17 protein-coding genes and 1 tRNA gene are annotated in these 24,517 nt (G+C 66.1%); 7 read left to right on the top strand and 11 right to left on the bottom strand.

The genetic code is table 11. From position 1 onward, the window contains the following. Nucleotides 1–31: 31 nt before the first annotated feature. Nucleotides 32–496 (bottom strand): recombination regulator RecX, encoded by a 465-nt coding sequence (recX, locus tag ABS761_RS10900; protein WP_350408346.1) that lies wholly within the window; start codon nt 494–496, stop codon nt 32–34. Then, nucleotides 486–1,535, bottom strand: coding sequence for a recombinase RecA (recA, locus tag ABS761_RS10895; protein ID WP_350408345.1), 1,050 nt, complete (start codon nt 1,533–1,535; stop codon nt 486–488). The genes recX and recA overlap by 11 nt, the downstream gene beginning before the upstream one ends. 267 nt (nt 1,536–1,802) lie before the next feature. On the opposite strand from recA, the gene ABS761_RS10890 reads away from it, so the two are divergent. From ABS761_RS10890 to ABS761_RS10870, 5 genes are all read left to right on the top strand, one after another. Next, nucleotides 1,803–2,504 (top strand): response regulator, encoded by a 702-nt coding sequence (locus tag ABS761_RS10890; RefSeq protein ID WP_350408344.1) that lies wholly within the window; start codon nt 1,803–1,805, stop codon nt 2,502–2,504. 12 nt (nt 2,505–2,516) lie between these two features. After that, nucleotides 2,517–3,968 (top strand): sensor histidine kinase, encoded by a 1,452-nt coding sequence (locus ABS761_RS10885; protein ID WP_350408343.1) that lies wholly within the window; start codon nt 2,517–2,519, stop codon nt 3,966–3,968. Nucleotides 3,969–4,027: 59 nt separating this feature from the next. Beyond that, complete coding sequence (locus tag ABS761_RS10880) at nt 4,028–5,662, top strand: MFS transporter (RefSeq protein WP_502881418.1); 1,635 nt, start codon at nt 4,028–4,030, stop codon at nt 5,660–5,662. Nucleotides 5,663–6,304: 642 nt separating this feature from the next. Next, nucleotides 6,305–7,207 (top strand): recombination-associated protein RdgC, encoded by a 903-nt coding sequence (locus tag ABS761_RS10875; protein WP_350408341.1) that lies wholly within the window; start codon nt 6,305–6,307, stop codon nt 7,205–7,207. Between the two features lie 13 nt (nt 7,208–7,220). Further along, nucleotides 7,221–8,081: a LysR substrate-binding domain-containing protein gene (locus ABS761_RS10870; RefSeq protein ID WP_350408340.1), complete on the top strand. Its 861-nt coding sequence runs from the start codon at nt 7,221–7,223 to the stop codon at nt 8,079–8,081. On the opposite strand, the gene ABS761_RS10865 is transcribed toward ABS761_RS10870, so the two are convergent. The 8 genes from ABS761_RS10865 to ABS761_RS10830 all read right to left on the bottom strand — a co-directional run bounded on the left by ABS761_RS10865 (nt 8,054) and on the right by ABS761_RS10830 (nt 22,488). Then, complete coding sequence (locus ABS761_RS10865) at nt 8,054–9,295, bottom strand: aspartate aminotransferase family protein (RefSeq protein ID WP_350408339.1); 1,242 nt, start codon at nt 9,293–9,295, stop codon at nt 8,054–8,056. The two genes, ABS761_RS10870 and ABS761_RS10865, sit on opposite strands and share 28 nt — an antisense overlap. A 37-nt stretch (nt 9,296–9,332) precedes the next feature. Continuing rightward, nucleotides 9,333–10,619, bottom strand: a complete 1,287-nt coding sequence (locus tag ABS761_RS10860) for a TRAP transporter large permease (RefSeq protein WP_350408338.1) — start codon at nt 10,617–10,619, stop codon at nt 9,333–9,335. Further along, nucleotides 10,616–11,119, bottom strand: coding sequence for a TRAP transporter small permease (locus ABS761_RS10855; protein WP_350408337.1), 504 nt, complete (start codon nt 11,117–11,119; stop codon nt 10,616–10,618). Before ABS761_RS10855 ends, ABS761_RS10860 begins: the two co-directional genes overlap by 4 nt. Before the next feature lie 17 nt (nt 11,120–11,136). Continuing rightward, complete coding sequence (locus tag ABS761_RS10850; protein WP_350408336.1) at nt 11,137–12,132, bottom strand: TRAP transporter substrate-binding protein; 996 nt, start codon at nt 12,130–12,132, stop codon at nt 11,137–11,139. A gap of 131 nt (nt 12,133–12,263) precedes the next feature. Beyond that, nucleotides 12,264–13,556 carry an aspartate carbamoyltransferase gene (locus ABS761_RS10845; protein WP_350408522.1) on the bottom strand — a complete coding sequence of 431 codons (1,293 nt, stop codon included), beginning with the start codon at nt 13,554–13,556 and terminating at the stop codon, nt 12,264–12,266. Between the two features lie 150 nt (nt 13,557–13,706). Beyond that, entirely contained in the window at nt 13,707–14,264 is a 558-nt protein-coding gene (locus ABS761_RS10840) for a hypothetical protein (RefSeq protein ID WP_350408335.1), read from the bottom strand. A 32-nt stretch (nt 14,265–14,296) separates the two neighbouring features. Further along, nucleotides 14,297–16,555: a penicillin-binding protein 1C gene (pbpC, locus tag ABS761_RS10835; protein WP_350408334.1), complete on the bottom strand. Its 2,259-nt coding sequence runs from the start codon at nt 16,553–16,555 to the stop codon at nt 14,297–14,299. Further along, nucleotides 16,555–22,488, bottom strand: coding sequence for an alpha-2-macroglobulin family protein (locus ABS761_RS10830; protein ID WP_350408333.1), 5,934 nt, complete (start codon nt 22,486–22,488; stop codon nt 16,555–16,557). The genes pbpC and ABS761_RS10830 overlap by 1 nt, the downstream gene beginning before the upstream one ends. Before the next feature lie 189 nt (nt 22,489–22,677). Between ABS761_RS10830 and ABS761_RS10825 the strand changes: the two genes are divergently transcribed. Together ABS761_RS10825 and ABS761_RS10820 are read left to right on the top strand one after the other, a co-directional pair. Further along, nucleotides 22,678–22,756, top strand: a tRNA-Ile gene (locus ABS761_RS10825). A 122-nt stretch (nt 22,757–22,878) separates the two neighbouring features. After that, entirely contained in the window at nt 22,879–23,913 is a 1,035-nt protein-coding gene (locus ABS761_RS10820) for an IS110 family RNA-guided transposase (RefSeq protein ID WP_350408332.1), read from the top strand. A 303-nt stretch (nt 23,914–24,216) separates the two neighbouring features. Here ABS761_RS10820 and ABS761_RS10815 read toward each other — a convergent pair. Next, nucleotides 24,217–24,517: transposase (locus ABS761_RS10815; protein ID WP_350408331.1), on the bottom strand; the 301-nt coding region annotated here is incomplete at its 5' end.

Raw genomic sequence — 24,517 nt, 5'->3', positions numbered from 1 at the left:
GACACGGTGCATGCCCAATCAGGACACGGAATCAGCGTTCGGAATCCCGGCCGTCCAGTATCCTGCGCACGCACTCGGCCGAGAACCCCCGGCCCGCCAGAAAGCGGTATTGGCGGGCGTATTCCCGCGCGTCGCCCGGGGGTTGCCCGAACTTGCGCAGCCACACCTCGCGCGCCCGACCGGATTCCGTATCGGCCAGGCCGGCCCCGAGGTCGCAGAGCTCGTCCTCGCCGACCCCTTGCTGGCGCAGGGTTTGCAGGATGCGGGCGGCACCTTGCCGTGGAGCCTGGCGCGCGGCATAGGCCTCGGCGTAGCGCCGGTCCGACTGCCAATGCTGGCGTTCGAGATCGTCGAGGACGGCCTCGATCCGCTCGGGATCATCGCAATGGGCGGCGAGCTTGCGCCGCAGCTCCAGGCGCGAATGCTCGCGGCGGGACAGATAGGCGATGGCCCTGGCCTTCAGGCTGGGGCCGCGATCGGGATCATCACTGGCCATCGGCCTGCGCGGCCGGGGCGCGCGCGACGATGCCGAGCTGCTCGCGCACGCGATTCTCGATCTCGAAGGCCATCTCGGGGCGTTCCTTGAGGTAGTCCCGCACATTGTCCTTGCCCTGGCCGATGCGCTCGCCGTTATAGCTGTACCAGGCACCAGCCTTGTCCACGATGCCCGCCTGCACACCCAGGTCGATGATCTCGCCCTCGCGCGAGATTCCGGTACCGTACATGATGTCGAACTCGACCTGCTTGAAAGGCGGCGCGACCTTGTTTTTCACCACCTTGACGCGCGTCTCGTTGCCGACCACCTCGTCGCCTTTCTTGATCGAGCCGATGCGGCGGATGTCCAGGCGCACCGAGGAATAGAATTTCAGCGCATTGCCCCCGGTGGTGGTTTCGGGGTTGCCGAACATGACGCCGATCTTCATCCGGATCTGGTTGATGAAGATCACCATGCAGTTGGCGCGCTTGATCGTGGCGGTAAGCTTGCGCAGGGCCTGGCTCATGAGCCTGGCCTGCAGGCCAGGCAGCGAATCCCCCATATCGCCCTCGATCTCGGCCTTGGGCACCAGGGCCGCCACCGAGTCGATCACGATCAGGTCCACCGACCCCGAGCGCACCAGGGCGTCGGTGATCTCGAGGGCCTGCTCGCCGGTATCCGGCTGGGAAATCAGCAGATCGGACAAGTTGACGCCCAGGCGCGACGCATATTGCACATCCAGCGCGTGCTCGGCGTCGATGAAGGCGCAGGTGCCGCCGACCTTCTGCATCTCGGCGATGACCTGCAGGGTCAGCGTGGTCTTGCCGGAGGACTCGGGGCCGTAGACCTCGATCACGCGGCCACGCGGCAGACCACCGACGCCCAACGCGATGTCCAGCCCGAGCGAACCGGTCGACACCACCTGGATGTCGTGCTCGACCTGGTTGTCGCCATAGCGCATGACCGAACCTTTGCCGAATTGCTTTTCGATCTGCGACAGCGCCGCGGCCAGCGCCTTGGCGCGCTCGGGGTTGGCGGCCTTGCCGGTTTGTTCGTCCATGTGGACTCCTTGAGTAACGGTTTGGGCCGGCGGAGGGCATCCGGCAGGCCGTGGTTTTCGACGATTATGGCACTAAATTATACTGTATGGAAATACAGATGTCTCCCGGAGAGCCGTCGGCGCGCCCTCGACGCCGGCCCGCGCCCATCGTTAACCCCTAATGACCGCAAGCGCGTCGCGTGACAGAATGAAACCCCGGGCGCGCAGCGCACGCGCGGCGCCGCGCGTCCCCCTGATCCCAACCTGCCCCTGGATGTCATTCCCGCCATGCGTATCCTGATCGCCGAAGACGACAGTATTCTTGCGGATGGTCTTTCCCGTTCACTGCGCTACGAAGGCTATGCGGTGGACGTGGTCCACGACGGCTCCAGCGCCGATTCCGCGCTCCAGCTCCAGACCTTCGACCTGCTGATCCTGGACCTGGGCCTGCCCCGCATGAGCGGCCTGTCGGTCCTGCGCAAGCTGCGCCAGCGCCACACCGCCCTGCCCGTGCTGATCCTGACGGCGGCCGATTCGGTCGAGCAGCGAGTCGAGGGTCTGGACCTGGGCGCCGACGACTACATGTCCAAGCCCTTTGCCTTGAGCGAGCTCGAGGCACGCGTGCGGGCCCTGATCCGCCGCAACGGCGGCGCCCGGACCTCGGTGCTGCACCACCACCGGCTGGCCTTCGATCTCAACGGGCGCGTGGCGACCATCGACGAGCAGCCGCTCGAGTTGTCCGCGCGCGAAACCAGCCTGCTCGAGATCTTCCTCTCGCGCAGTGGCCGCATGATCAGCAAAAGCCAGCTCGTCGACCTGCTGTGCGAATGGGGCGAAGAGGTCACCACCAACGCCATCGAGGTCTACATCCACCGGCTGCGCAAGAAGCTCGAGCCCAGCGGCGCGCGCATCCTGACGGTGCGCGGCCTGGGCTACTGCCTCGAGCCCGAGACCAAGAGCGAATCCGCCGACTCCGCGGCGACCATCTGATTTCGGGGCGGCATGTTTCCCTCGTCCAGCAAGGGCCGCAAGAAACGACGCCGCACACTGCTGAGCCGCATCCTGTCATGGATGATCGTGCCGCTGTTCATCATGTGGTCGATTGGCATCGTCATCACGTACTTCATCGCCCAGAACATCGCCAACGCGCCCTACGACCGCACACTGGCGAGTCACCTGCGCCTGCTGCGCCACGAGGTCGAGCAACAACGTCTGCACGATGGCGTGCGCCTGTCCGAGTCGGCGCGCACAATCCTCGAGGGGGACGCCGGCCAGACGCCGACGATCTGGCGGATCCTGGATGCCAACGGCCACTCGCTGGCCGGCAGCGCCGACCTCCCCATCCCCGAAAACTGGGCCTACGACATCAATCAGATCCGCTACCGCAACGCGACCATGCAGCATCGCTCGGTACGGGTGGCCTATGTCTGGGGTGGACGCGACCGCGACGGCGTGGGGTTTCTCGCGGCGGTGGCCGAACCCAGCGAGGCGCGCGCCACCCTCCAGCAGGAAATCCTCACTGGAATGTTGACGCCACAATTAATTATCCTGCCGCTGGCCGCCATGCTCGCCGGCCTGGGCCTGACCCAGGGTCTGGAGCCCCTCAGCCTGCTGCAAGAGCACATGCGCAAGCGCAAACCGAGCGATCTATCCCCCATTCGCGACGACTTGGCGCCCGCCGAGATCGCGCCGCTGATCGCGGCCATGAACAACGTGCTCAAGCGCCTGGCGGCCTCGCTGGAATCCCAGCGGCGCTTCGTCGCAAACGCGGCCCACCAGCTCAAGACCCCGCTGGCGGGCATCCGCACCCAGTGCGAACTGGCTCTGCGCGAGCGCGACCCCGCGCTCATGAGCGACAGCCTGCATCAGCTTCAGGTCGGATCCCAACGCGCCACGCGGCTGGTCAACCAGCTCCTGCTGCTCGCGCGCGCCGAGAGCATCGACGACACGGTGCCGCGCGCCACCGAATCCCTGGATATCCGCGAACTTGCGCGGCAATGCACCATGGAATGGGTGCAGGCGGCCATGGGCAAGCGCATCGACCTGGGCTTCGACGCACCCGAAGAAACGCTGCCCGTCTTCGGCAACCGCACCATGATCCGCGAAATGCTCAACAACCTGATCGACAACGCCCTGCTTTACACCCCGCCGGGCGGGCGCGTCACCGTGCGCGCCGGCGGCGATGACGAGCACATCACCCTAGAGGTTCAGGATACCGGCCCCGGGGTCTCGCCCGAGAACCAGGCCCGCGTCTTCGACCGGTTCTTCCGGGTGCTGGGCAACGAGGCCGAGGGCAGCGGCCTGGGCCTGTCCATCGTCAAAGAGGTGGCTGAACACCATCAGGCCGAGATCCATTTCCTGCCCCCAGGCAATCACCGCGACCCCGCCAGCGGCGGCACCCGCATCCGCGTGACCTTTCCACGCGACTACGTCCCCAGGACCACCAGCCTATGAATCCCCCGACACGCGCAGGCGCGCCGACCGAGATTCCCGCGGATGCCGCTGACCGTCCGATGACCCACGAGGAACGCCGGGTGATCCTCGCCTCGTCCATGGGTGCGGTCTTCGAGTGGTACGACTTTTATGTCTACGGTTCGCTGGCCTCGGTCATCGCCCTGCATTTCTTCTCGGGCCTGAACCCCACAGCCGGCTTCATCTTCGCCCTGCTGACCTTCGCCGCGGGCTTTGCCGTGCGTCCCTTCGGTGCACTGGTGTTCGGCAGGATCGGGGACATGGTGGGCCGCAAATACGCCTTCGTCATCTCGATCCTGATCATGGGCCTGTCGACCTTCCTGGTGGGCGTGCTGCCCTCCTCGGCCTCGATTGGGTCGGCCGCTCCCATCATTTTGCTGGTCTTGCGCCTATTGCAGGGCCTGGCTCTCGGCGGCGAATACGGGGGCGCGGCGGTCTACGTGGCCGAGCACGCTCCGCCGAACCGGCGCGGGTTCTTCACGAGCTGGATCCAGACCACCGCCACGACCGGCATGTTCCTGTCCCTGGTGGTGGTGTTGGGCACGCGCGCCACGCTGGGCGAGGAGGCCTTCACCGAATGGGGCTGGCGGGTGCCGTTCCTGATCTCGGTGCTGCTGCTGGTGATCTCGGTCTGGATCCGCCTGCGGCTGCACGAGTCCCCGGCCTTCAAACGCATGAAAAGCGAAGGCACGATCTCCAAGGCGCCCATCAAGGAATCCTTCGGTCGCTGGAAGAACCTGCGGATGATCATCCTGGCCCTGCTGGGCCTGACCGCCGGCCAGGCGGTGGTCTGGTACACAGGCCAGTTCTACGCGCTGTACTTTCTCACCCAGACGCTCGGCGTGGACGCCAATATCGCCAACATTCTCGTGGCGCTGGCCTTGCTGCTGGCCTGCCCATTTTTCGTCGTGTTCGGTTCCCTGTCCGACCGGATCGGACGCAAGCCCATCATCATGGCGGGCTGCCTGATCGCGATCCTCACCTATTTTCCCGTGTTCAAGGGCCTCACCCACTATGCGAACCCCGCCCTCGAACGCGCGCAAAGCCTCGCGCCCGTCATGGTGCAGGCCGACCCGGCGGATTGCTCGCTGCAGTTCAACCCAGTGGGCACCACCTCGTTCACGAGCTCCTGCGACCTGCTCAAGGCCTTCATGGCCACGAACTCGGTCCACTATGTCAACGCCGCCGCCAAGCCGGGCGCGGTCGCGCGCGCCATCATCGGCGACCAGGTGGTCCCGTCCTTCGACGGCAGCGCGCTCAGCCGCGTGGAATTCGCCGCGCGCAACCGTATCCTGCAGGCCAGCCTCATGCAGGCGATCCGCGACCACGGCTATCCCCAGCGCGCCGACCCCTCGCAGATCAACTACATCATGGTCCTGCTATTGCTGTTCTTTCTGGTCCTGCAGGTGACAATGGTCTACGGGCCGATTGCGGCAATGCTCGTCGAAATGTTCCCCACCCGCATCCGCTATACCTCCATGAGCGTGCCCTACCACATCGGCAACGGCTGGTTCGGCGGATTCCTGCCGCCCGTGGCCTTCGCCACGGTGGCCGCCACCGGGAACATGTATGACGGCCTGTGGTATCCGATCATCATCGCCCTGATGACGTTGGTGATCGGCACCTTGTTCGTCAAGGAGACGTACCGCAATGATCTGGACGCAACACCCGATTGATTGAATCCAGAAATATTGAATTTCAGACTATTGTCAGCATGCCCTTGCTAGAATGGCGCGGCAGGGCCGACCCGCCGTCCGGAACTTCGTTCCCCCTTGGCTTCCGGGCGAATCTTCAGGCCGACCCGCCGCCGCCTCGCACTCCCCGCGAGCCTTACCATGTGCGATGGCGTGCGTTGAGTGGCCCGGTCTCAGTGCCTGGGCCATTTTTTTGTAATGACGCCATGCCCGCCAACGCCCGCTACCAAGGCGAACGCCGAAATGTCTTCACCATCGAGAGCACCGAAATAGATCTCTCGACGCGCGCGCGGATCGAGTCGGACGCCCTGTATTTCCCCATCACTTTCACTAAGACATTGCGAAAGAACGGCGAACTCCTTAGAGAAAAGACAGGGGCGGACCACATCCCGCGGAGACATCGGTGAGGGCCTCCCATAAGCCGCGTTGACCCGCTGGCCGACCGCCTTATACACGTCCCCAAACCTGGCGCGATCCGCGCGCGCGACCTGAGGCCAGCTCCTGCTCGCCCTGGGTCCCGAACGCGCAACCAAAACCCTGCTCACCGGGTTCTGCGCGTACAATCGGAGCCCTGTTCCCGGGGCTCCGCCCCGCCCCGTCACCCGCTCTACCTCCGGCATTCCCATGTGGTTCAAAAATCTCAAACTCTACCGTCTCGCCCCCAAGATCTCCCTGACGCCCGCCGCGCTTGAGGCCGCCCTCGAGCCGCTGGCCTTCCGCCCCGGTGGCAGCCAGGACAGCCAGGTATCGGGCTGGATGCCGCCGCGCGAGGACGCCGGCCTCGCCTATGCGTCGCACGGCCAGGTGCTGCTGCGCCTGCACACTGAAAAAAAGCTGCTCCCGGCCACCGTCATCAACCAGGCCAGCCGCGCCCGAGCGCTGGAAATCGAAGAACAACAAGGCTACAAGCCGGGCCGCAAGCAGATGAAGGAAATCAAGGAACAGCTCACCATGGAGCTGCTGCCGCGCGCATTCGTCATCGCCCACGACACGCACGTCTGGATCGACACGATCAACGGCTGGGTCGCCATCGACGCGGCCGCCACGGCCAAGAGCGACGAGGTCCTGGGCCTGCTGGCCAAGACGCTTACGCCCTTCCCCATCGTGCCGCTGCACGTCGAGCTGTCGCCCGCTGCCGCTATGACACAATGGCTCTACGAGGACGAGGCCCCGGCCGGGTTCACCATCGACCAGGACACCGAGCTGCGCGCCACCGGCGAGAGCCGCGCCACGGTGCGTTACGTCCGCCAGAGCGTGGAGCTGGACGACGTGCGCAAACACGTGCAGGCAGGCAAGCAATGCACGCGCCTGGCTCTCACCTGGAACGACCGTGTCTCATTTGTGCTGACCGAGAACCTGGACATCAAGCGCGTCGCGCCCCTGGACGTACTCAAAGAGCATCAGGACGCCCAGGCGGCCAATGAGGCCGAGCAGTTCGACGCCGACATGGCGCTGATGTGTGGCGAGCTGGCGCGCCTGCTGACCGATCTGGTGACCGCCCTGGGCGGCGAGCGCCAGACGCGCTAAGGACCGGTCGGCGATGCGCCACCTCAACTCGGAAATGCTGGCCACCTTCGTCGCGGTGGTCGATTGCGGCGGGTTCACCGCCGCGGCGGACCGAATTGGCAAAACGCAGGCAGCCGTCAGCCTGATCATCAATCGGCTCGAACGCCGCCTCGGGCGCAAGCTGCTCGAGCGCACTCGCCAAGGCGTCGTGCTATCCAGCCAGGGCGAGGTACTCATCAGCTTTGCACGCCGCATGCTTGCCCTCGAGAGCGAAATGCTGTGCGCGCTGAACTGCGGCATCGATTCGACGGTGGTGCGCATCGGCATGCCGGACGATTACCTCGACGTGTTGGGCAGCGCGCTGCTGCGTGAATTCGCGAGCCGCCACCCTGATGTCCAAGTGGACATCCTGTGCGATTTCTCCAACCGCCTGGAAACCCTGCTGGTGCAACGTAGCATCGATCTGGCCGTGATCACGCGCCAGCCGGGCCACGATGTCGGCCAGTTCCTCACCCGCGAGCGCCAGCTCTGGTGCACTGTCCCGAATCACTATCCGGAAGCGGACCCCGTACTGCCTCTGGCCCTGTTCGCGGATCAGTGCAGAGCCAGGCCAAGAATTCTCGCCGCGCTGGATGAGGCGCGGCGCGCTTGGCGGATCGTATGCTCCTCATCGCACCTGCCTGGCGTGCAGGCCGCGGTCAGGCTCAACGGTGCCCTGACCGTGCTGCCGGAATCGATCATGCCCGAGGGCTGGCGCATCCTGGGACGGGCCCACGGCCTGCCTGATTTACCCGATCTCGAGCTGGCCCTTTGCATGCCGGACGACGCCCCCTTGCTGGTGCGACGCCTGGCGCAATTCATCCAGAGCTATTTCGAGACGCCGGCCAGCGTCTGAACCGCCGTGACGAATCCGGCCGCCAGTTCCTCCACAACGGCCTCGTCGTGCGCAAAGGTCAGATATAGGCGCCCAAACGCGAACGGCATGATCAAGACACCCGCCCGGCGCAAGGCCAGGTGTAGATCGAGCGTCCACTCTGTCGACGCGGCACCGAAAGCCGCCGCATACGTCGTCGGTGGCTCGTCGTGCGCCCAAGGGGTGAATACGCATCCGAAGCCGGTGGTGGAAAACGGCAGGCCGGCATCCCGGAAAATCCTGGCCAACCGGTCGCGCAGGGCATTCCCGCGCGCCAGCAAGGCGGGATAATCCTGGGCCTGGAGCTGTTCCAGCGTCGCCAGCACCGCGGCGCACACCGGCGGATTGCCGCTATAGGTCCCTGCCCGAACGGCCCGTCGGTTCTCAAAAACATCCATGATCTCGGGCTTGCCCACCACGGCGGCCACTGCGGTGCCGCTGCCGATCGCCTTGCCCACGGTGGCGAGGTCCGCGTCCACTCCGTACAAGTGGCCACACAGCCCGGCGTGCAGGCGAAACCCCATCAGGACCTCGTCCAGAATGACGACCGCGCCATGTCGACGCGCGCCATCGGCGACGGCCTTCAGGTATCCCGGCGCCGGTTCCAGGCAGCCCGCATTGGCAAGGACCGGCTCGATCAGCACGGCCGCGATATCCGGACACTCGTCGAACAAGCGCTCGATATCCTGGAAGTCGTTGTAGCGCAGCAGCAGCATGCCGTCTTTTTCCGGCCGCGCGCCCGCGCCCATGCCAGCTTCTCGGGAGCTCGCGTTGCCGAACGCGAGTTGATCATACCAGCCATCGTACCCAGCGGCGAACTTGGCGATGCGCGTGCGCCCGGTCGACGCCCGCGCGGCGCGGCAGGCCAGATGCACCGCCTCACTGCCGCTATTGACGAAGATCACGCGCGAGAGCGGGCCTGTGCACGCCGCCAGCGCGGCGGCGGCGCGCTCCTCGGTTTCATGCGCAAAAGAAGGCATGGGCATTTTCGAGAACATGCCGTTGACGGCCTCGACCACCGCGCGCGGCGCGTGGCCGAGCATAGTGGCGCCAAAGCTCATGGCCGTGTCCAGGTAGCGAACGCCGCGCGTATCCCACAGGTAAGGGCCCTGCGCGCGCTCGGCCAGAAAACGCTGCCCGTCCAGATCGGGCAAGGCCCGTCCAGCACTCGAGATACCCCCAACGAGATGATTCATATGTGTGAATTCCAACAAAACAGGCAATCGGTGACGGTCAATAACCCATGACCCCGGGCAGCCAGGCGGACAGGCCGGGAAAAGCCGCCAGCAGGCCAATGACCACGAAAGTCGCGATCCAGAACGGAATCAGCCGCCTCGACACGGCGCCGATGCCGATGCGCCCGACGTTGCACACCACAAAGATATTGGTGCCCACCGGCGGCGTGAAAAGCCCCAGGCCCAGAGTGACCGTGAAGATCATGCCGATCTGGTAGGGATCGAACCCGGCCGCCTTGGCGATCGGCACGAGAATCGGCGCCAGGATGATGATGGCCGGCCCGAGATCCATCCAGAGCCCGACAAAGGCCAGCGCGAGGATAATCAGCAGGATCGTCATGGACGGCCCTGCTTGGACGGCTGCGATCCACTCCGCAACGGCATGCGGCACCTGCTCGAACGTCAGTATCCAGCCAAAGGGCGTGGCGACCGCCATGATGATCATGACCGCGCCGGTCGTTGCCACGGCTTCGATCATGGCCGGAACGAGATCCCGCCAGGAGAGTTCGCGATAGATCAGGGCGCCGGCAACCCAGGCGTACAGCACGGACAGCGCGGCGGCCTCGGTGGTCGTGGCATATCCCAGCACGATGCTGGCCAGCACGAGGATCGGCATGAGCAAGGCGGGCAAGGCGTAAATCAGGTCTGTCCTCAATTGCCGGGCCTGCAGCGGCTTCTCGAGCAAGGGGAATTGCTCCCTGACGCCCACGATGTACGCTGTCACCATGAAGCTCGCGGCCAGCAGCACCCCGGGGACGACGCCGGCGACGAACAAGCCGCCAATGGAGGTATTGGTCAGCACCCCATACAGGATCAGGACGACGCTGGGCGGCACGATGATGCCCAGCGTCCCCGACGCGGCGGTCACCGCGGCCGCGAATGCGCGCCCATAGCCGCGCTCTTCCATGGCGGGGATCATGATCTTGGCGATCGCGCCGGTGTCCGCCGTCGCCGATCCGGTGATACCGCCATACACAAAGGCCGTCGCGACGTTGACCAGTCCCAGGCCACCGCGCAGTCGTCCGAACAGCGATTCGGCGATTCCCATGATGTGCCGGGTCAGCCCGCCCCGGTTCATCAACTCGCCCGCAAGCAGGAACAGGGGGATCGCCGCCAGGCTGATCGAGTCGGCGCCCCGCAGGGTCTGCTGCGCGAGCCAGGCTGTCGGCATCTGCAGATCGCCGGCGCTCACGGCCAGGATGACGGCCGCCGCCATCGCCCAGACGATGGGGCTGCCCAGAACCAGAAAAAGCGCAAATCCCAGGAAAATGAGGGCGACCGTCATGGCCTGCCCCCCGGGAAGGTTTTCAGCAAGCGGGCCAGGCGCCACACGGCCAGCACGATGAGCATCGAGGCCGCGGCGAACAACGCCGAGCTGAGGATACCCGTGGGCCAGCGCAGCACCGGCGTGGGCACATGGCCGGACTGCTGGAGAACGGCCCACCCGCTGTTTGCCAGCCACAGACTGACCCCCAGCAAGATCAACAGGCTGACCCAGTCCAGCACATAGCGGCCAATCGGCGGCAGAAAAAGGAGCAGGCCTTCGAAGCGCACGTTCTCGCGCCGGACTTCCGCGATGACCGTCCCGATGAAAGTCAGCCAGACGAAACTCATGCCCGCGATTTCAAAAGACCCTTCGACGTTCTGCAGATGCAGATAACGACCCAACATGCCTGCCAGGGTCGCGCCCAGGGTCAATAGCAGCAGCACAATCCCGAACCCTTCCAGCAGCCGTACAGGCAGCGGGCGCCTGGGCGCCCGGGACGTATCGTCGGTGGCTTGCATGGCGCCGGCGCCTCAACTCAGCGTTGCGCGGCCGCGCGGACCGATTCCACGAAAGTCTCGCCCCACTCTTTTGCGAACTGCTGATAGACCGGGTCGACCTTTTCACGGAAGGCGGCTGCATCCACGTCGTTGAACTGCACACCCTTGTCCTCGAGCGCCTGGATGACCACCTTGTAGGCTTGGTCGAGCTCGCCACGATACCAATTCACGCTATTGGCCGCGGCGGCGCGCAACACCTCGCGCTGCTGGTCGCTCAGGCTGTCGTAGCGGGCCTTGTTCATGAACCACATATTGGCCGACCAGACGTAATTGGACATGGTCACGTACTTTGCCGCCTCGTACCATTTTTGCTCATAGAAATCCCGCAACTCGGGCTCCACGCCATCGACGACGCCTGACTGCAGGGAGGTATAAACCTCGCCATAAGGAATGGCCTGAGGCAGCGCCCCCAGCGATTTGATGGTCGCGAGGATCACCGGATTGGGCGGAGTACGGATCTTCAGGCTGGCCAGATCCGCCGGGTTGCGGATGGGATGCTTCTGGTTGGCAAACTGCCGGAATCCGGAATCCAAGGCCCCCAGCAGGATGTAGTTTCGGTCCTGCCCGAGCGTCATCAACTCCTGCCCGGCCGGGCCGTCCAGGAACGCGTGGACGTTCGCCGCGTCCTTGAACAAAAACGGCAGGCTGACGACATTGAGGCGCGGGTCGATGGCGTCGAGGGCGCCCCCGAGTCCCATGTCGATCGCACCGGCACCGACGGCATCAGCGATCGGCGCCTCGTCGCCGAGTTGGCCATCGGGATAAATGGCGATCGCCAGCTCGCCGCCGGTTTTCTCCTTGACCTCATCGGCAAAGCGGACCAGGGCCTGGTTGACCAGGCTGTCGACGCTGGACACGTGCGCGACCCGCAGCGTTTGCCGGGCAAGAACGTCGCCGCTGACTGCAAACCCGCCCAAGCCGACCAGCAAAGCGGCCGCCAGGGCGGCGGGCCGAGTAAGTAAACATTGGCTCATGAGTATCTCCTGACAGTATGGCGATTATGGGCAGTGGGCGCCCTTTATTGCTTTTCACCATCTTAACGAGGAAGACATGCGCCAAGATAAATCTTTGTAATACCTCCATAAAATCCAGATTCCGGGGCCTTTCAATACATCCCGTGGAACACGCTGTCGTCGGGGCCGATATGCGAGGGCGGCGTCCAGGTGACATCGCGCAGGGAATGCTGCACCAGACTCTCGACCCCCATCAGTACGGCAAAGATCGCCATGCGCACGGGAATCCCGTTATCCGTCTGGCGGAAGATCGCCAGGCGCGGATCGTGGTTGAGGTCCGTGCTGAGATCGTTGGCACCCTCGCGGCTGTCGCGCGGCAGCGGGTGCATGACGATCACGTCCGGCCCGCAGCAGGCGTCGACGATCGCGCGGTTGACTTGGAAGTCCGAGGAATAGCCCTCGAGGGCCTCGCCGGCGAAGCGTTCCCTCTGAACCCGCGTGGCATAGATCACGTCGGCGCCCTTCAGGCCCGAGATCAGGTCGTGCGTCTGCTCGATGGCGTGGCCGTTGCGCCCGGCCTGGTCAACGATGTGGTCCGGCATCTCGAGCCCGGGGGGCGAGATCAGCGTAAAGCGCATGCCGCGATACAGGGCGAGCAGCTTGATCAGCGAGTGCACGGTGCGTCCGTACTTCAAGTCGCCGGCCAGTGCGATGTGCGCGCCATCGAGCAGCTTGCCCAGGCGCGAAAACTCGGTCAGGATGGTGTAGAGATCCAGCAGCGCCTGGCTGGGATGCTCGCCGGCGCCATCGCCGCCATTGACCACCGGAATATTGGTCGCAGCCGCGAACTCGGCCACCGAGCCTTGTTCGGGGTGGCGGATCACCATGGCGTCCACATAGCCGCTCATGACGCGGCTGGTGTCGTAGATGGACTCGCCCTTGGCCATCGAGGAAAACGTGAATCCCGTGGTGTCGCACACCGATCCGCCGAGGCGGCAGAATGCCGCGCCGAAGCTCACGCGCGTGCGCGTGCTGGCCTCGAAAAACAGATTGCCCAGCACCGCCCCCTCGAGCACACGCGACACTTTCTGGCGCCGCGCGATCGGTTGCATCAGGTCGGCCACCCGGAACAGCTCCTCAACGGACTCGCGTGTGAATTGATCGACTGACAAGAGCTGATGCTTGTTGTCGATGGCGATCCGATCCCGCAACGGCCCGGATTGTGCGCTCTGCGCATATTTCTGCATCAACGCCTCGTTCTCGACAATCTCGGTGACGAAGCGGCCGACGACTTCGGGCATGGCGCGCGCCTCTTGCGAGCCCTCGGGCAGGAGCCAGGTATCCAGGGCGCGGCGCTTGACACCGATTCTTGCCGCAAAGACGTCACGCGTCAGGTTCAGGCGACGCATGGCGTCGCGCAGGAAAACTTGTTGTGAGACGGCCATCATCGACTCCAATATACGCAATGCGTATATTTTCCTGGAACTTCCTGGGGAACCGCAAGCGGAAAAATGAGCCGCCGTGAAAAAAACAACACCCTTGGCGCACGGATCGGGCGGCTTGTCCCGTCGCACGCAAGCAGGAAAGCCAGGGCCTCAAAAATCCGGGGGCGACGCCGAGCCCACCCCGGCCACCGCACGCGCCGCGATTTCAGCATTGCGCCGCGACCCGACGCCGAAAGCCAACTGTTTTTCGCGAATCGGCGCGGCATATCCCGGTGCCGCCAGCATGGTGTGCCCCACCACCAGCGCCAGCCGCAAGCCCGGATTGGCCGCCGTGGCCGCGTGGAGCTTGCGCAGGCCCTCGTCGTTCAGGGCAAGGATCAGAATCCCGCCGCCCGACTGGTCCGTGGCCGACTGGATGCCGATCAGATCACTGCGTGAAATCACGGGCGCGGTCTGGACGTACAACACCCCCTTGGGCTTGAGGCTGATTTCGGCCCATCCCGGCCTGGGCTGGACATCCGCGAGAAACACTCGCAGGTCGGCGGCCTGGGCATCGGCACGGACGACCTGGCGATCATCCGTCGAACTGGGTACGGTGCCCCCGAGTTGGGCCGCCGGGGCCGTGGCGGAGCCTTGGGGGACCGACTGACATCCCGAAACCACCAGGGCCACGCCCACCGCGACGATCCATTTCCCGGCAACCGACATACCACCTCCTTCTGACAAGACATTGAAATCTTTCACTGCGCACCGTCCGTTCGCACTCGCCGCACGGGCGCATCACCCATGAAATCGCCGCCGCGCACGACCACGCGCGCCCGATCCAGGATCCCGCCGTCGGGCCCGCGCAATTCGAAACGATGGCGGCCCGGCACCGGCCGCCATTCCTCCCCATCGAGCGCCACCCCGTCCAGAAACCAGCGCGCCACGACGGGGCGCGCACCCGCATCCACTGCCCGCAGGCGCAGGCGCTGCCGATCAAAGGGAATATCCGGGTCCAACGCCATGATGGTGCCGTCCACGGGTTCGGCGATGCGCAAGGCCCGCGCCTCGGGCATCACCTCGTGCCCGGAGGGTTGACCCTCGGCGAGACGCAAGCGCCCCGCGGGTTCGCCCCAAGGCACCTCGGCCGCAAAGATCGGCTGCGCCGTATCCCCTAGGAAGACCTCCTCGCGGGCGGGCTCCGGCCCCTGCGCAAAACGCACCGGGACGCGCACCACGCCCGTGGGCATGGGCGGCTGAACGCTGCCGCGACCGCGGTGCAGCCAGGCCATCATATCGTGCCAGATCGGCCCCGCGCCGCTGACGCCGGAGACCTCGCGCATGCTCGCCCCGGCGCTATTGCCCACCCAGACGCCCACGGTATAGTCCCGCGACCAGCCAATGCACCAATTGTCGCGCATGTCGCGGCTGGTCCCGGTCTTGACCGCCGTCCAGAACGGGGTCGATAAAGGACTGTCCAAGCCGAACGTCCGGGCCCGCGCCTGCCGGTCGGACAGAATATCGCCGACGATCCAGGCGGCGCCCGGCGAATACAACGCCACGCCCGGCTGCGCGGGGATGCGCGCCTCCCCGCCACGCGCGCCCGCATCCAGATCGATCGGGGCATAGCGCCCCAACTGCGCCAGCGCCCGATAGGCGTTGACAAGCGTGAGCAGGCTCACATCCGCGCTGCCCAGGGCAAGGCTGTAGCCATAATAGTCACCGTCATGGGTCAAGGGCAGGCCGAGATCGGCGAGGCGGCGCGCCAGCGCATCGGGTGTCACCATCATGGCGGCGCGCACCGCCGGGATATTCAGCGAGGATGCCAAGGCCAGCCGTGCGCTGACCCAGCCGCTGAAGCGCCCATCGTAATTGCCCGGAATGTACAGGCCGCCGCCGCCGTCCAGATCCAGGGGGCGGTCGTCCAGCAGCGAGGCCGCGGTCAGGCGCCCCTCGTCGAGCGCCATGCCGTACAGGAAAGGCTTGAGCGTCGAGCCCGCCTGGCGCAGGGCGCGTGCGTGGTCCACCGCGCCCGCATCGGAAAATCCGCCCGAAGACCCCACATAGGCCAGGATCGCGCCGCTGCGATTGTCCAGCACGACCAGCGCCGCGTCGGTGACGCCAGTGCCCCGCAAATCGTGCAGATGCCGGCGGATCGACGCCAGGGCCGTCCTTTGCAGGCCCTGGTCCAGTGCCGTGCGCAGCACGCCGTCATCGGCTAGCGCGTCTCGTCGCGCGACCAGCAAGCGCGCAAAATGCGGGGCGAGGCCTGGCGCATCCCGCCGGCGCGCCGCCGTGCGTCCCAGGGTGAATTCCGCGAAATCACGCAGCCCGGCGCAATCTCCGGTCCGACCCTGCTCGCTGAGCAGGACGCAGCCGCGCCGGGCCAGGACCGCTGGCGAGGCATTAGGCCCGCGCAACAGCGCGGCGGCCAGCGCCGACTCCCGGTCATCGAGTGCCGAGGCGCGTTTCTGGAACATGACCCGTGCCAGGGCATCGACTCCGACCAGCTCGCCGCGGAAAGCGGCAAGATTCAAGTAAGCCTCGAGGATTTGCGTCTTGGTCCAGCCGGCCTCGAGTTCGCGGGCAGCCTGGATCTGATCGATTTTCTGCATCAAGCCCCGGCCGTCGGGGCCACGCCGCAAATCATCGTCCAGCAAGGCGGCAAGCTGCATGCTCAGGGTTGAAGCGCCCTGCGCCCGTCCGCTGGACAGCGTCCGCCAGCCCGCGCGCGCCATGGCGAGCCAATCCACCCCGGCATGGCGGTAGAAACGGCTGTCCTCGGACCGCAGCACGGCCCGCCGCAGCGCCACGGAAATATTCTCTAGCACGACCCAGTCACCGCGCCGACTGGAAAAATCCGTGCGTACCCGCTGAACGACCTCGCCATCGGCCGCCAACACGCGCACGTCCGAAGGCCGGTGCGCCGCGCGCACCGCCTCGTAGGTCGGCAAAGCCTGCGCCTGCGCGGCCAGCAGGCACAAGGCCAGACCGGCCAGGGCACGGGCTCCCGGCATCAGGGCGCCTCCACATCAAAGGGCGCATTGGGCGCACTGCCAAAGACATCCGGCTGGTACAGCGCCTCGATACGCGTGGGCGGCAATTGGAAGTGCCCCGGCGCATCGATCCGCACGGTGTATTCGATGTTCCGGACGCCGCTGGGCAGGACCTCGAAATACGCCCGATACATTCCCGCGTCGCGCTCGATGAAACTCGGGCCGATCCCGCCGTCGACCGCCTGCTCGCCGCGGGTGGCGATGGCCGAATCGCGCCCCAGGCCGCTGCCCAGGATCGATGCGCCGGCCGGCACCGGGTCGCTGACCACCGCCCATACCGCAGCCATCCGCGCCTCGATGCGCAAGTGGACCCGATACACATCCCCCGGCGACCAGTGATCCGGACGGGCGCGCGCGACCGCCTCGATGCGACGCTCGATGCGCATGCCGGCATCCACTGGCTGCGCATCGGCCACGGCCGTGCGGGCACTGATGGCCGCCCAGCCGCCGCCCGCGCCTTTAGGCTCGAGGGTCAGCACGTCGCGGCCGACACCGGTCCACGGCAGGTCTATGGTCTGGGCGTGCACACCGTCTCGCTCGGGCATGGCCTGCCAGGACAGCGTCCGCGCCGGCGCGCCGCCGTCCAGGCCGACGAGGATCTCGCCCTCGCCCGCCGTCGACTCGAAGGCCCGCGCAAAGTGCGCCATCGCCAAGCTGCCCAGCACGTTGGCCGTGGTGGTCAGCCAGGCGCCCCGCCGCTGCATGCTCATCAGTCCCATCGCCAGGCGCGGCATATCCTCGCGCCAATCCGCCTCGGTCAGCAGCGCCATGAGCAGGCGCGCCTGGACCCCCGCGGCGGAGCTCATCAGCCACCAGCCGCTGTCCGCCGTGTCGTCATCCAGCACCAGCGTGGTGCCATGGCGCGTCAAGCGGCCGCGCAGCAGGGCCTTGGCCTCGGTGAGGCGTTGTGCGCGCTGTTCGATGCCGGGCACATTGCGCAGGATCGACAACCAGTCCACGAGGGCGGCGCTGGGCCAGTCCGTCACGTCCAGATCGATGCTGTCGAGCATGCCGGGCCGATAGGCCCCGTTGCGGGCGAGGGCCTCGATGGCAATCACCTTGCGCCATGCCTCATCGCGCGCCGGCGCCCAATCATCGGATTCAATCCGGCCCAGCACAAAGTCCTGCAAGGCCGTCACCATGCGCGGGCGTGACTCTTCGGGAATAGTGTAGGCCCACCCCAGGGCGCTCGCCTCGGCGGCGACCGATAAGAGGTGTGCGGTCAGGACGACGCTGCCCCTCCCACCGGGGAAGTAGGCCGCCAGCCCCCGCTCGTCCAGATAACCGGGCAGGCGGCGCATCAGCGCCTCCCACGCCGCCGGGTCGCGCAGTCCGAGTGCCTTGGCGCTGAGTTGTTCCAGGCAGGTATACGGATAGTCGCTCAACCAGGCGCGCACCCCCGGCATGACGCCCGCGAGGCTGGATCGCAGGCCCACCTGCACGGCGCCCCGGACCTGGCCGGCGGCGTTCTTGAGGGCCGCCGGTGTGGCATCCACGAGAATCCGCAAGGGCTCGCCGGGCCGCAGAGGAACCAGGCTCGCCTGCCGCGCCCGCACCGGCACGGCGGGCGCCAGCCGCTGGGCAACGCGGATGTGATCCGCCGCGGCCTTGCCTCCGCCTTCCGGCGTTCCGGTGGCCCGGATGTCCCATTCGAGCGCTTCGAAGCCGGACTCGTCGGACGCCTCAGGGGCGGTCACCGGCCACTCGATCACGTCCGCCATCCCCGGCGCCACGTTCAGCGCCCGGGCCTGGAGCTCCCGCGCCGCGCCCGAGGCCGCCGCCACGCGCGCCTCGGCGCGCACCGCCATGGCCCGATCGGTCCGATTGCGCACAGTCACACGCGCCGTATAGGTATCGCCGCCGCGCACCAGACGGGGCAAGCCGGCAATGAGCTGCAAATCCTGGGTCACGGTGATGTCGGTCTGCCCCATGCCGAAAAGGCCTGGGCCGGAATCAGCGACCGCCACCAGCCGGAAGCGGGTCAGCGCATCGTTCAGCGGCACCTCGATGCGCGCCCGCCCCTGGGCGTCCAGGACCACCTCGCCACGCCACAACAGCAGCGTGTCAAAGAGCTCGCGCGTCGGGCTGAACCCGCCGCCGCCGCCCGCGGGCACCGCCTTGCGGCCATAGTGCCGACGCCCGACCACCTCGCCCATCCCGGTCGCGGTCTCGACCCCATAGCCGCGCAAGACACGCATGGCGGAGGATACATCCCAGCTCGGATTGCCCATCAGTTCGAGCAATGCCTCGTCCACCGCCGCGAAGGCGAGGCTCGCGCCTGCGGCGGGGGCGCCATCGGGCCGCCTGACCTCCACATCCACCTGCGCCGTCTCGCGCACCTGATACTGCGGCCGATCGGCCTGCACGCTCACCTGCAGGCGGCTCTGGCCGTCATCGACCTGAATCTCGGCGAGCCCGAAGCGAAACGAGGGCTTGGCCAAATCCACCAGCCCCGTGGGCACGGGCGCCTCGTCGACCCGATTCGACCAGGCGCGGTACCAGTCCAGAGGTTCGCGCCACCCCCAAGAAAAGAACGACGACCAGGGGACCTCCCGGACACGCCCGCGCACAGCCAGGACCGACACATAGACGTTCGGCCCCCACTCGGCCTTGACCGGCAGGCGGATCACGGGCTGGTCCCCATCGAGCTCGAGCACGTGGGTTTCGAGAACACCTTCGCGCTCGACCGCCACCAGCGCCTGGGCACGTCGAAACGGCATGCGCACTTGGAATTCTGCGGTCTCGCCGGGTTTCCAGACCTTGCGCTCAGGAATCACATCGATGCGATCATCCTCGCCGCCGCCGAACCAGGCGTCCCCGCCCCAAACCCAGACCGAGGAGGCCGCCTGCGACACACGACCCTGCGCATCGGCCGCCCGGGCGAAAAGCTGTATCTCGCCCCAGCGGTCCATGCGCACCGGACAGGCCAGCAGGCCACGCTCGTCGGTCTTGCCCTGGCACAGCGTGCCCAACTCCGCGACCTTGTCGTACGAGTCATAGCGATAGAAGCCGCCCACCAGGCGCTTGCGGGTCGAATAGACCGTCCGCACCCGACCGTCCAGGCGCACCTCGACGCCCACCACCGGCCGGCCCGAGGGATCCAGCGCAACGATGCCGACCTCCGCCGCCTCGCCCTGGGCCAGGGATCCACCCGTGCGCAGGCCGACCACCACCGCCGAGGGCCAGACCGGCGCGGCCTGCGCAATGGTCTGCACCTCGCCGTTGGGATCCGTGAAACTGGCCTCGACCAGCCAGGACTGGGGCTCGAGCGGCCGCGGCAATTCCGGCAATTGCACCTGGGCACCGCCCTGGGAATCCAGCTGCAGCGCATATTTGTCCAGAATCAAGCGACGCAGACCCTCGACCTGGCCGCGATCCTCGTCCGAGCGCATGCCGTCCGGCACGCCGAACGCATAATCCTCATAGCCGGGAAATCCGACACCCAAGGGCCGGGACACCGCCGACAGAGACACCGCCTGCCCTGCTGCCGGCCCACCCGAGACGTAGGCGAGCTGAACATCGGCGCGCACCGACTCGGGCGCGACCAGAGGCCCGGGCCCCTGCGGGGTGCTGAGTTTGAGGCTGCCGGTCAGCACGGGCAACTGAAAGGACTCGACCCGGAATTCACCAATCCGATGGCTGGGCGCCCACTCCCAGCCCTTCGCGTCGGCGGGCCGGGGCTCCTCCAGCGTCACGGCATAGCGACCGAGTTTCGCAGTGGGCTGCACGTCGTAGCGCAGCAGCGCATACCGGCCGCCGCTCGGGCTCAGCATCCAATCCAGGTCGACCGCCGCACGCTCGCCCGACCCTTCGTGCTCAATCACCGCCTGCGGCGGCAGCCGCGAGGTCGGCGGGTTGTCCATGCCGGTGCGCGTGAGCACACGCGCGAATACCTTCATGGAAACCGGGTCGCCGGGATGCAGCAACGTCCGGTCGATCACGGCATGCGCCACCAGGTCGGGCGTGGACGAGGACTCGGTGGAGACTGGAAAGCGCCAGGACTCGATGCCGCGATTCCATGAGGTCCAGGCAAAGGAAAAGTCCGCCTGCCCGCCGGCCTCGGGATGATCGGCAGCAACACGCGCCGTCACGAACAGGCCGGACGCAGCGCCGCCGTAACACTCGGCCGCATTCTCGATCGCCCCCATCCGGTGCCACAGGCCCCGGGCATCCGTGCTGCCCTGATCCAGGCGGCGGCCCGCACAATCGAGCACCGCCACCTGCGCGTCGCCGACCGGCCGCCCGTCGTCCAGCGACGTCACCCATACCAGCAAGTCGTCGCGACCGGTCTTGACATGGACGGCAAGGTTGGTCACCAGCACAGAAGTCCGCACGTAGACCGGCGCCGACTCGCCCAGCAAAGAGGCGCCGAGCTGCGCGGACTCGACCTCGATCACGTGGAAACCGGGCTCCGCCAAGGGCACGCCCACCACCTCGATCGCCGGATCCTGCGACACGCCGGGCAGTCGCAGGGTGCGGGCCGCGTCCCGCTCGCCGAACAAGGACACCTTGCGCAGATCGATCCGGGGCACATCCGGCCCCTCCTCGCCGAGCGTGCGCAGCGCCCGCGCATCCTCGATCTGGCGGGCGGTGAGCGCCCCGCCATCGAAGAAGGCGACCTTGGCATACCAGCGCAGCGCCTCCGCGTCGTCGGTCGTGACGTGGTCCCGGGCCGTACCGGCCGAGATCGTCAACTCGCGGCTCAGCAGCTCGGGCTCCACCCGCCGCAGTGCAAGCGGCACCACGGCGGCCGCCTCACCCGAGGCCGCGGGTGCCTCGGCAAAGCGCTCGACCACCCCGAAAGTACCCGAGGCAAACTTCACCAGGGGCGGCAGCGCCGCGGTCGGAATGGGCAAGGGGAAGCGCGCCCGGTTCGATAGCGGGCGGCCCGCATCGTCCCGGATATCCTCGGGCAAGGTCAGGCGCAGGGCCTCGTTCTCGGGGAACGGCGCCTCGAAACGCAGCTGATCGACAAAATCGGGGGCTTCCACCCCGACGCTTGCCGGTCGGCGCACGCCCTGCGCGGTCTCAAGCGTCGCGGCCATCGCCCGCTCGGTCGGCACGGGTGCCGAGAACCCGAGCACGATATCGCCCAGCGGCGAGCAGGCGGCCTGCGCATGCTCGCGCATGCACCGCATGCTGGCGGCGAAGGCCTCGCGCACCCGGAAATCAAAGCCGTGGGCTCGCGTGCTGGGCACCGCGGGGGCGCCTGCGACCGCGAGCGTCCGGACCCCCGGCCCGACCTCGAGCCTCACCTTGGCTTTTGCAGGCAGCGTGCGCTTGCATTGCACCAATTGCGTCCCGGCGTCGGGGACGGCGTCCTCCATGCCGGCGGACTCCAGAATCTCACGCCGGGCGGCCCCCTCGATCAACCGCACCGCCACCGCCTCGCCGATGCCCTGAACGCGGCACACCGTGTGCGCGGACACCGTCGCCGCATCCACCAGCGCGTTGAAGGACAGGACGAACACCTGATCCTCGTCTATGGTCGAACCCCAGGGACGGCGCATCGTCGGACGTGGCCCGCCCGTGGAAAACGCATAGGACGTCGACTGGGCCAAGGGTCGACCCTCGAGGTCGCGAAAATCGGGATTGACGCTCGCGGAACAAGAGACCGCTCCGGCCAGCGGTTTGCGGAATGTAAACACCCAATGGCTCGCATCGACCCAGCGGCCCACGCCCAGGGGCGCTCCGGCATCGCAACGTATGACGAACGGATCGACGGCGCGGTCGTCGCCCAGCGCGACGGCCGGTGCCGGGAAGTCGGCCTGGACCTGCGATACGCGGGCGGCCACGCCCTGCGGAGTGAAGCGCGCCACCTCGGCAGCGCCGGCCGCGGAGGCTGCCACCAAAACCAGCGCGCCCGCAAGCACCCTCTCAACGACCCGACCCATACGCCACCTCTCCCTATTCTTTTCGGCGAGCTTACCATCCATGTGCGGACCTGCGCCAAACCAGTGGTGACAGATTGCGAGAAGCCCCGCGAGGGGCCCTCCGCCATCCCGGACAGGACCGTCTTATGCCATAATTATCGTGTCCGTCGCGCCGCCAGGCTGTTGCAAGTCTGGCGGCGCGACGGATAAGGGCCTCTAGCTCATGCTTGGTTAGAGCAGCGGACTCATAATCCGTTGGTGCCGTGTTCGACTCACGGGGGGCCCACCAGAGTTCATGCCGGGCTCTACCCCATTAACAATGGGATGGACGCCCCTACCTGAAGCCGCACGGCATCGAGGTGCCCTAAAGTGAGGGTGTCACACTCACTGCATCTCAGGAGGGCGTCCACCATGAAGATTACGACGGTCGGCATCGACCTTGCAAAGAACGTATTCCAGGTTCACGGCGCGGATGCGCAGGGCCAGGTGGTCCTACGCAAGCAACTGCGGCGTGATCAGATAACGGCGTTCTTTGCCAATCTGGAGCCGTGTCTCATTGGCATGGAAGCTTGCGGCAGCGCCCACCACTGGGCCCGTCAGTTGCAGGCTTTGGGACATACGATCAAGCTGATCGCACCACAATTCGTCAAACCCTACGTCAAGAGCAATAAAAATGATGTCGCCGATGCCGAGGCGATCTGTGAAGCGGTCGGTCGGCCCACGATGCGGTTTGTACCTATCAAGAGCATTGATCAGCAGGCCGTGTTGTCGCTACACCGGGCACGTCAGGGATTCATCAAGGCGCGAACCGCCCAGGCCAACCAGATCCGGGGCCTACTGGCAGAGTATGGTCTGGTTGTGCCTCAAGGCATTAGCCACATCCGGCAACGAGTGCCCGCGCTGATCGAGGATGCGGCCAGTGAGGTGCCGGGTATGTTTCGGGCGCTCGTGGAACGGCTGCTGGAGCACTTGAGGCTGCTGGATCGGCAGGTCGACGAGATTGAGATTCAGATCAAGGCCTGGCACCGAAGTGACCAGGCGAGCCAGCGGCTTGAGCAGATTCCGGGCATTGGGCCATTGACCGCCACAGCAATGGTGGCCACAGTGGGAGATGCTCGCCACTTCAAGAGCGGACGGGAGCTTGCCGCGTGGCTTGGGCTGGTGCCCAGGCAACACTCCAGCGGCGGCAAGCCTACGTTACTTAGTATCAGCAAGCGGGGCGACGTCTACCTGCGAACGTTGCTGATTCACGGAGCCCGATCACTTGCCTATAGCATTGGCAGAAAGGCGCCTCCCGAACACTGGCTCTGTAAGCTGATCCATCGACGGGGCACGAACATCGCCGTGGTAGCCCAAGCGAACAAGACGGCCAGGATAGTCTGGGCGGTGCTGTTTTATAACCGCCGCTTCCAGCCCGACCATGTGGTCGGTGCAGCCAGCGTGTAGCCTGACCGGCTCACCCTATATACATCATCAACACGCAGCAGATTTCACCTCACCGATTGCTCAGGCGATCACGACATTGATGGCAAGACAGGTTAGACCGTGGTTGGTAAAGCCCGTTTCCCCCGATGCGACAACGATTCGCGTGTTAACGATAGGGGCACCAGCCAGCAGATTCCATCAGGGACAGTGGAGAAATACCACACCGAAAGTCCGAATGTACAGCTGCAATCTCTTCCTTCGACCCATCATCGAAATGAAAGCTTGGCAAACCGGGGGCGTCCATGTACGGGGGATGGGCATCCATCAGACACGGTTGATGACACCGTTCCAACCGCATTGAGCCAAGACCCTCATGCGGTAATTCTCAAAGTTTCTGAAGCCGTAGGCCCTACGCGAGAGCATCTCCATCTTGGTGTGGAATCCTTCGGTGATTCCATTGGATTTGGAGAAGCGCCACATCCGCACGATGGGCTCCGGCCACGAGTTTAACGTGGCGGCCAGCGCCCTGGCCGGGCTGTGCTTGAGCACTAGGGAAGGTCTGATCAAGCCGATTTCAGAATCCGCTTTTCCAGCCCAATCGACTCGGTTTTCATAATGCAGAAAA

Source organism: Castellaniella sp. GW247-6E4 (assembly GCF_040276065.1).
Taxonomy (GTDB): domain Bacteria; phylum Pseudomonadota; class Gammaproteobacteria; order Burkholderiales; family Burkholderiaceae_B; genus Castellaniella.
The sequence above is the reverse complement of the archived record's forward strand: the minus strand, read 5'-3'. Positions and strand labels throughout refer to the sequence as shown.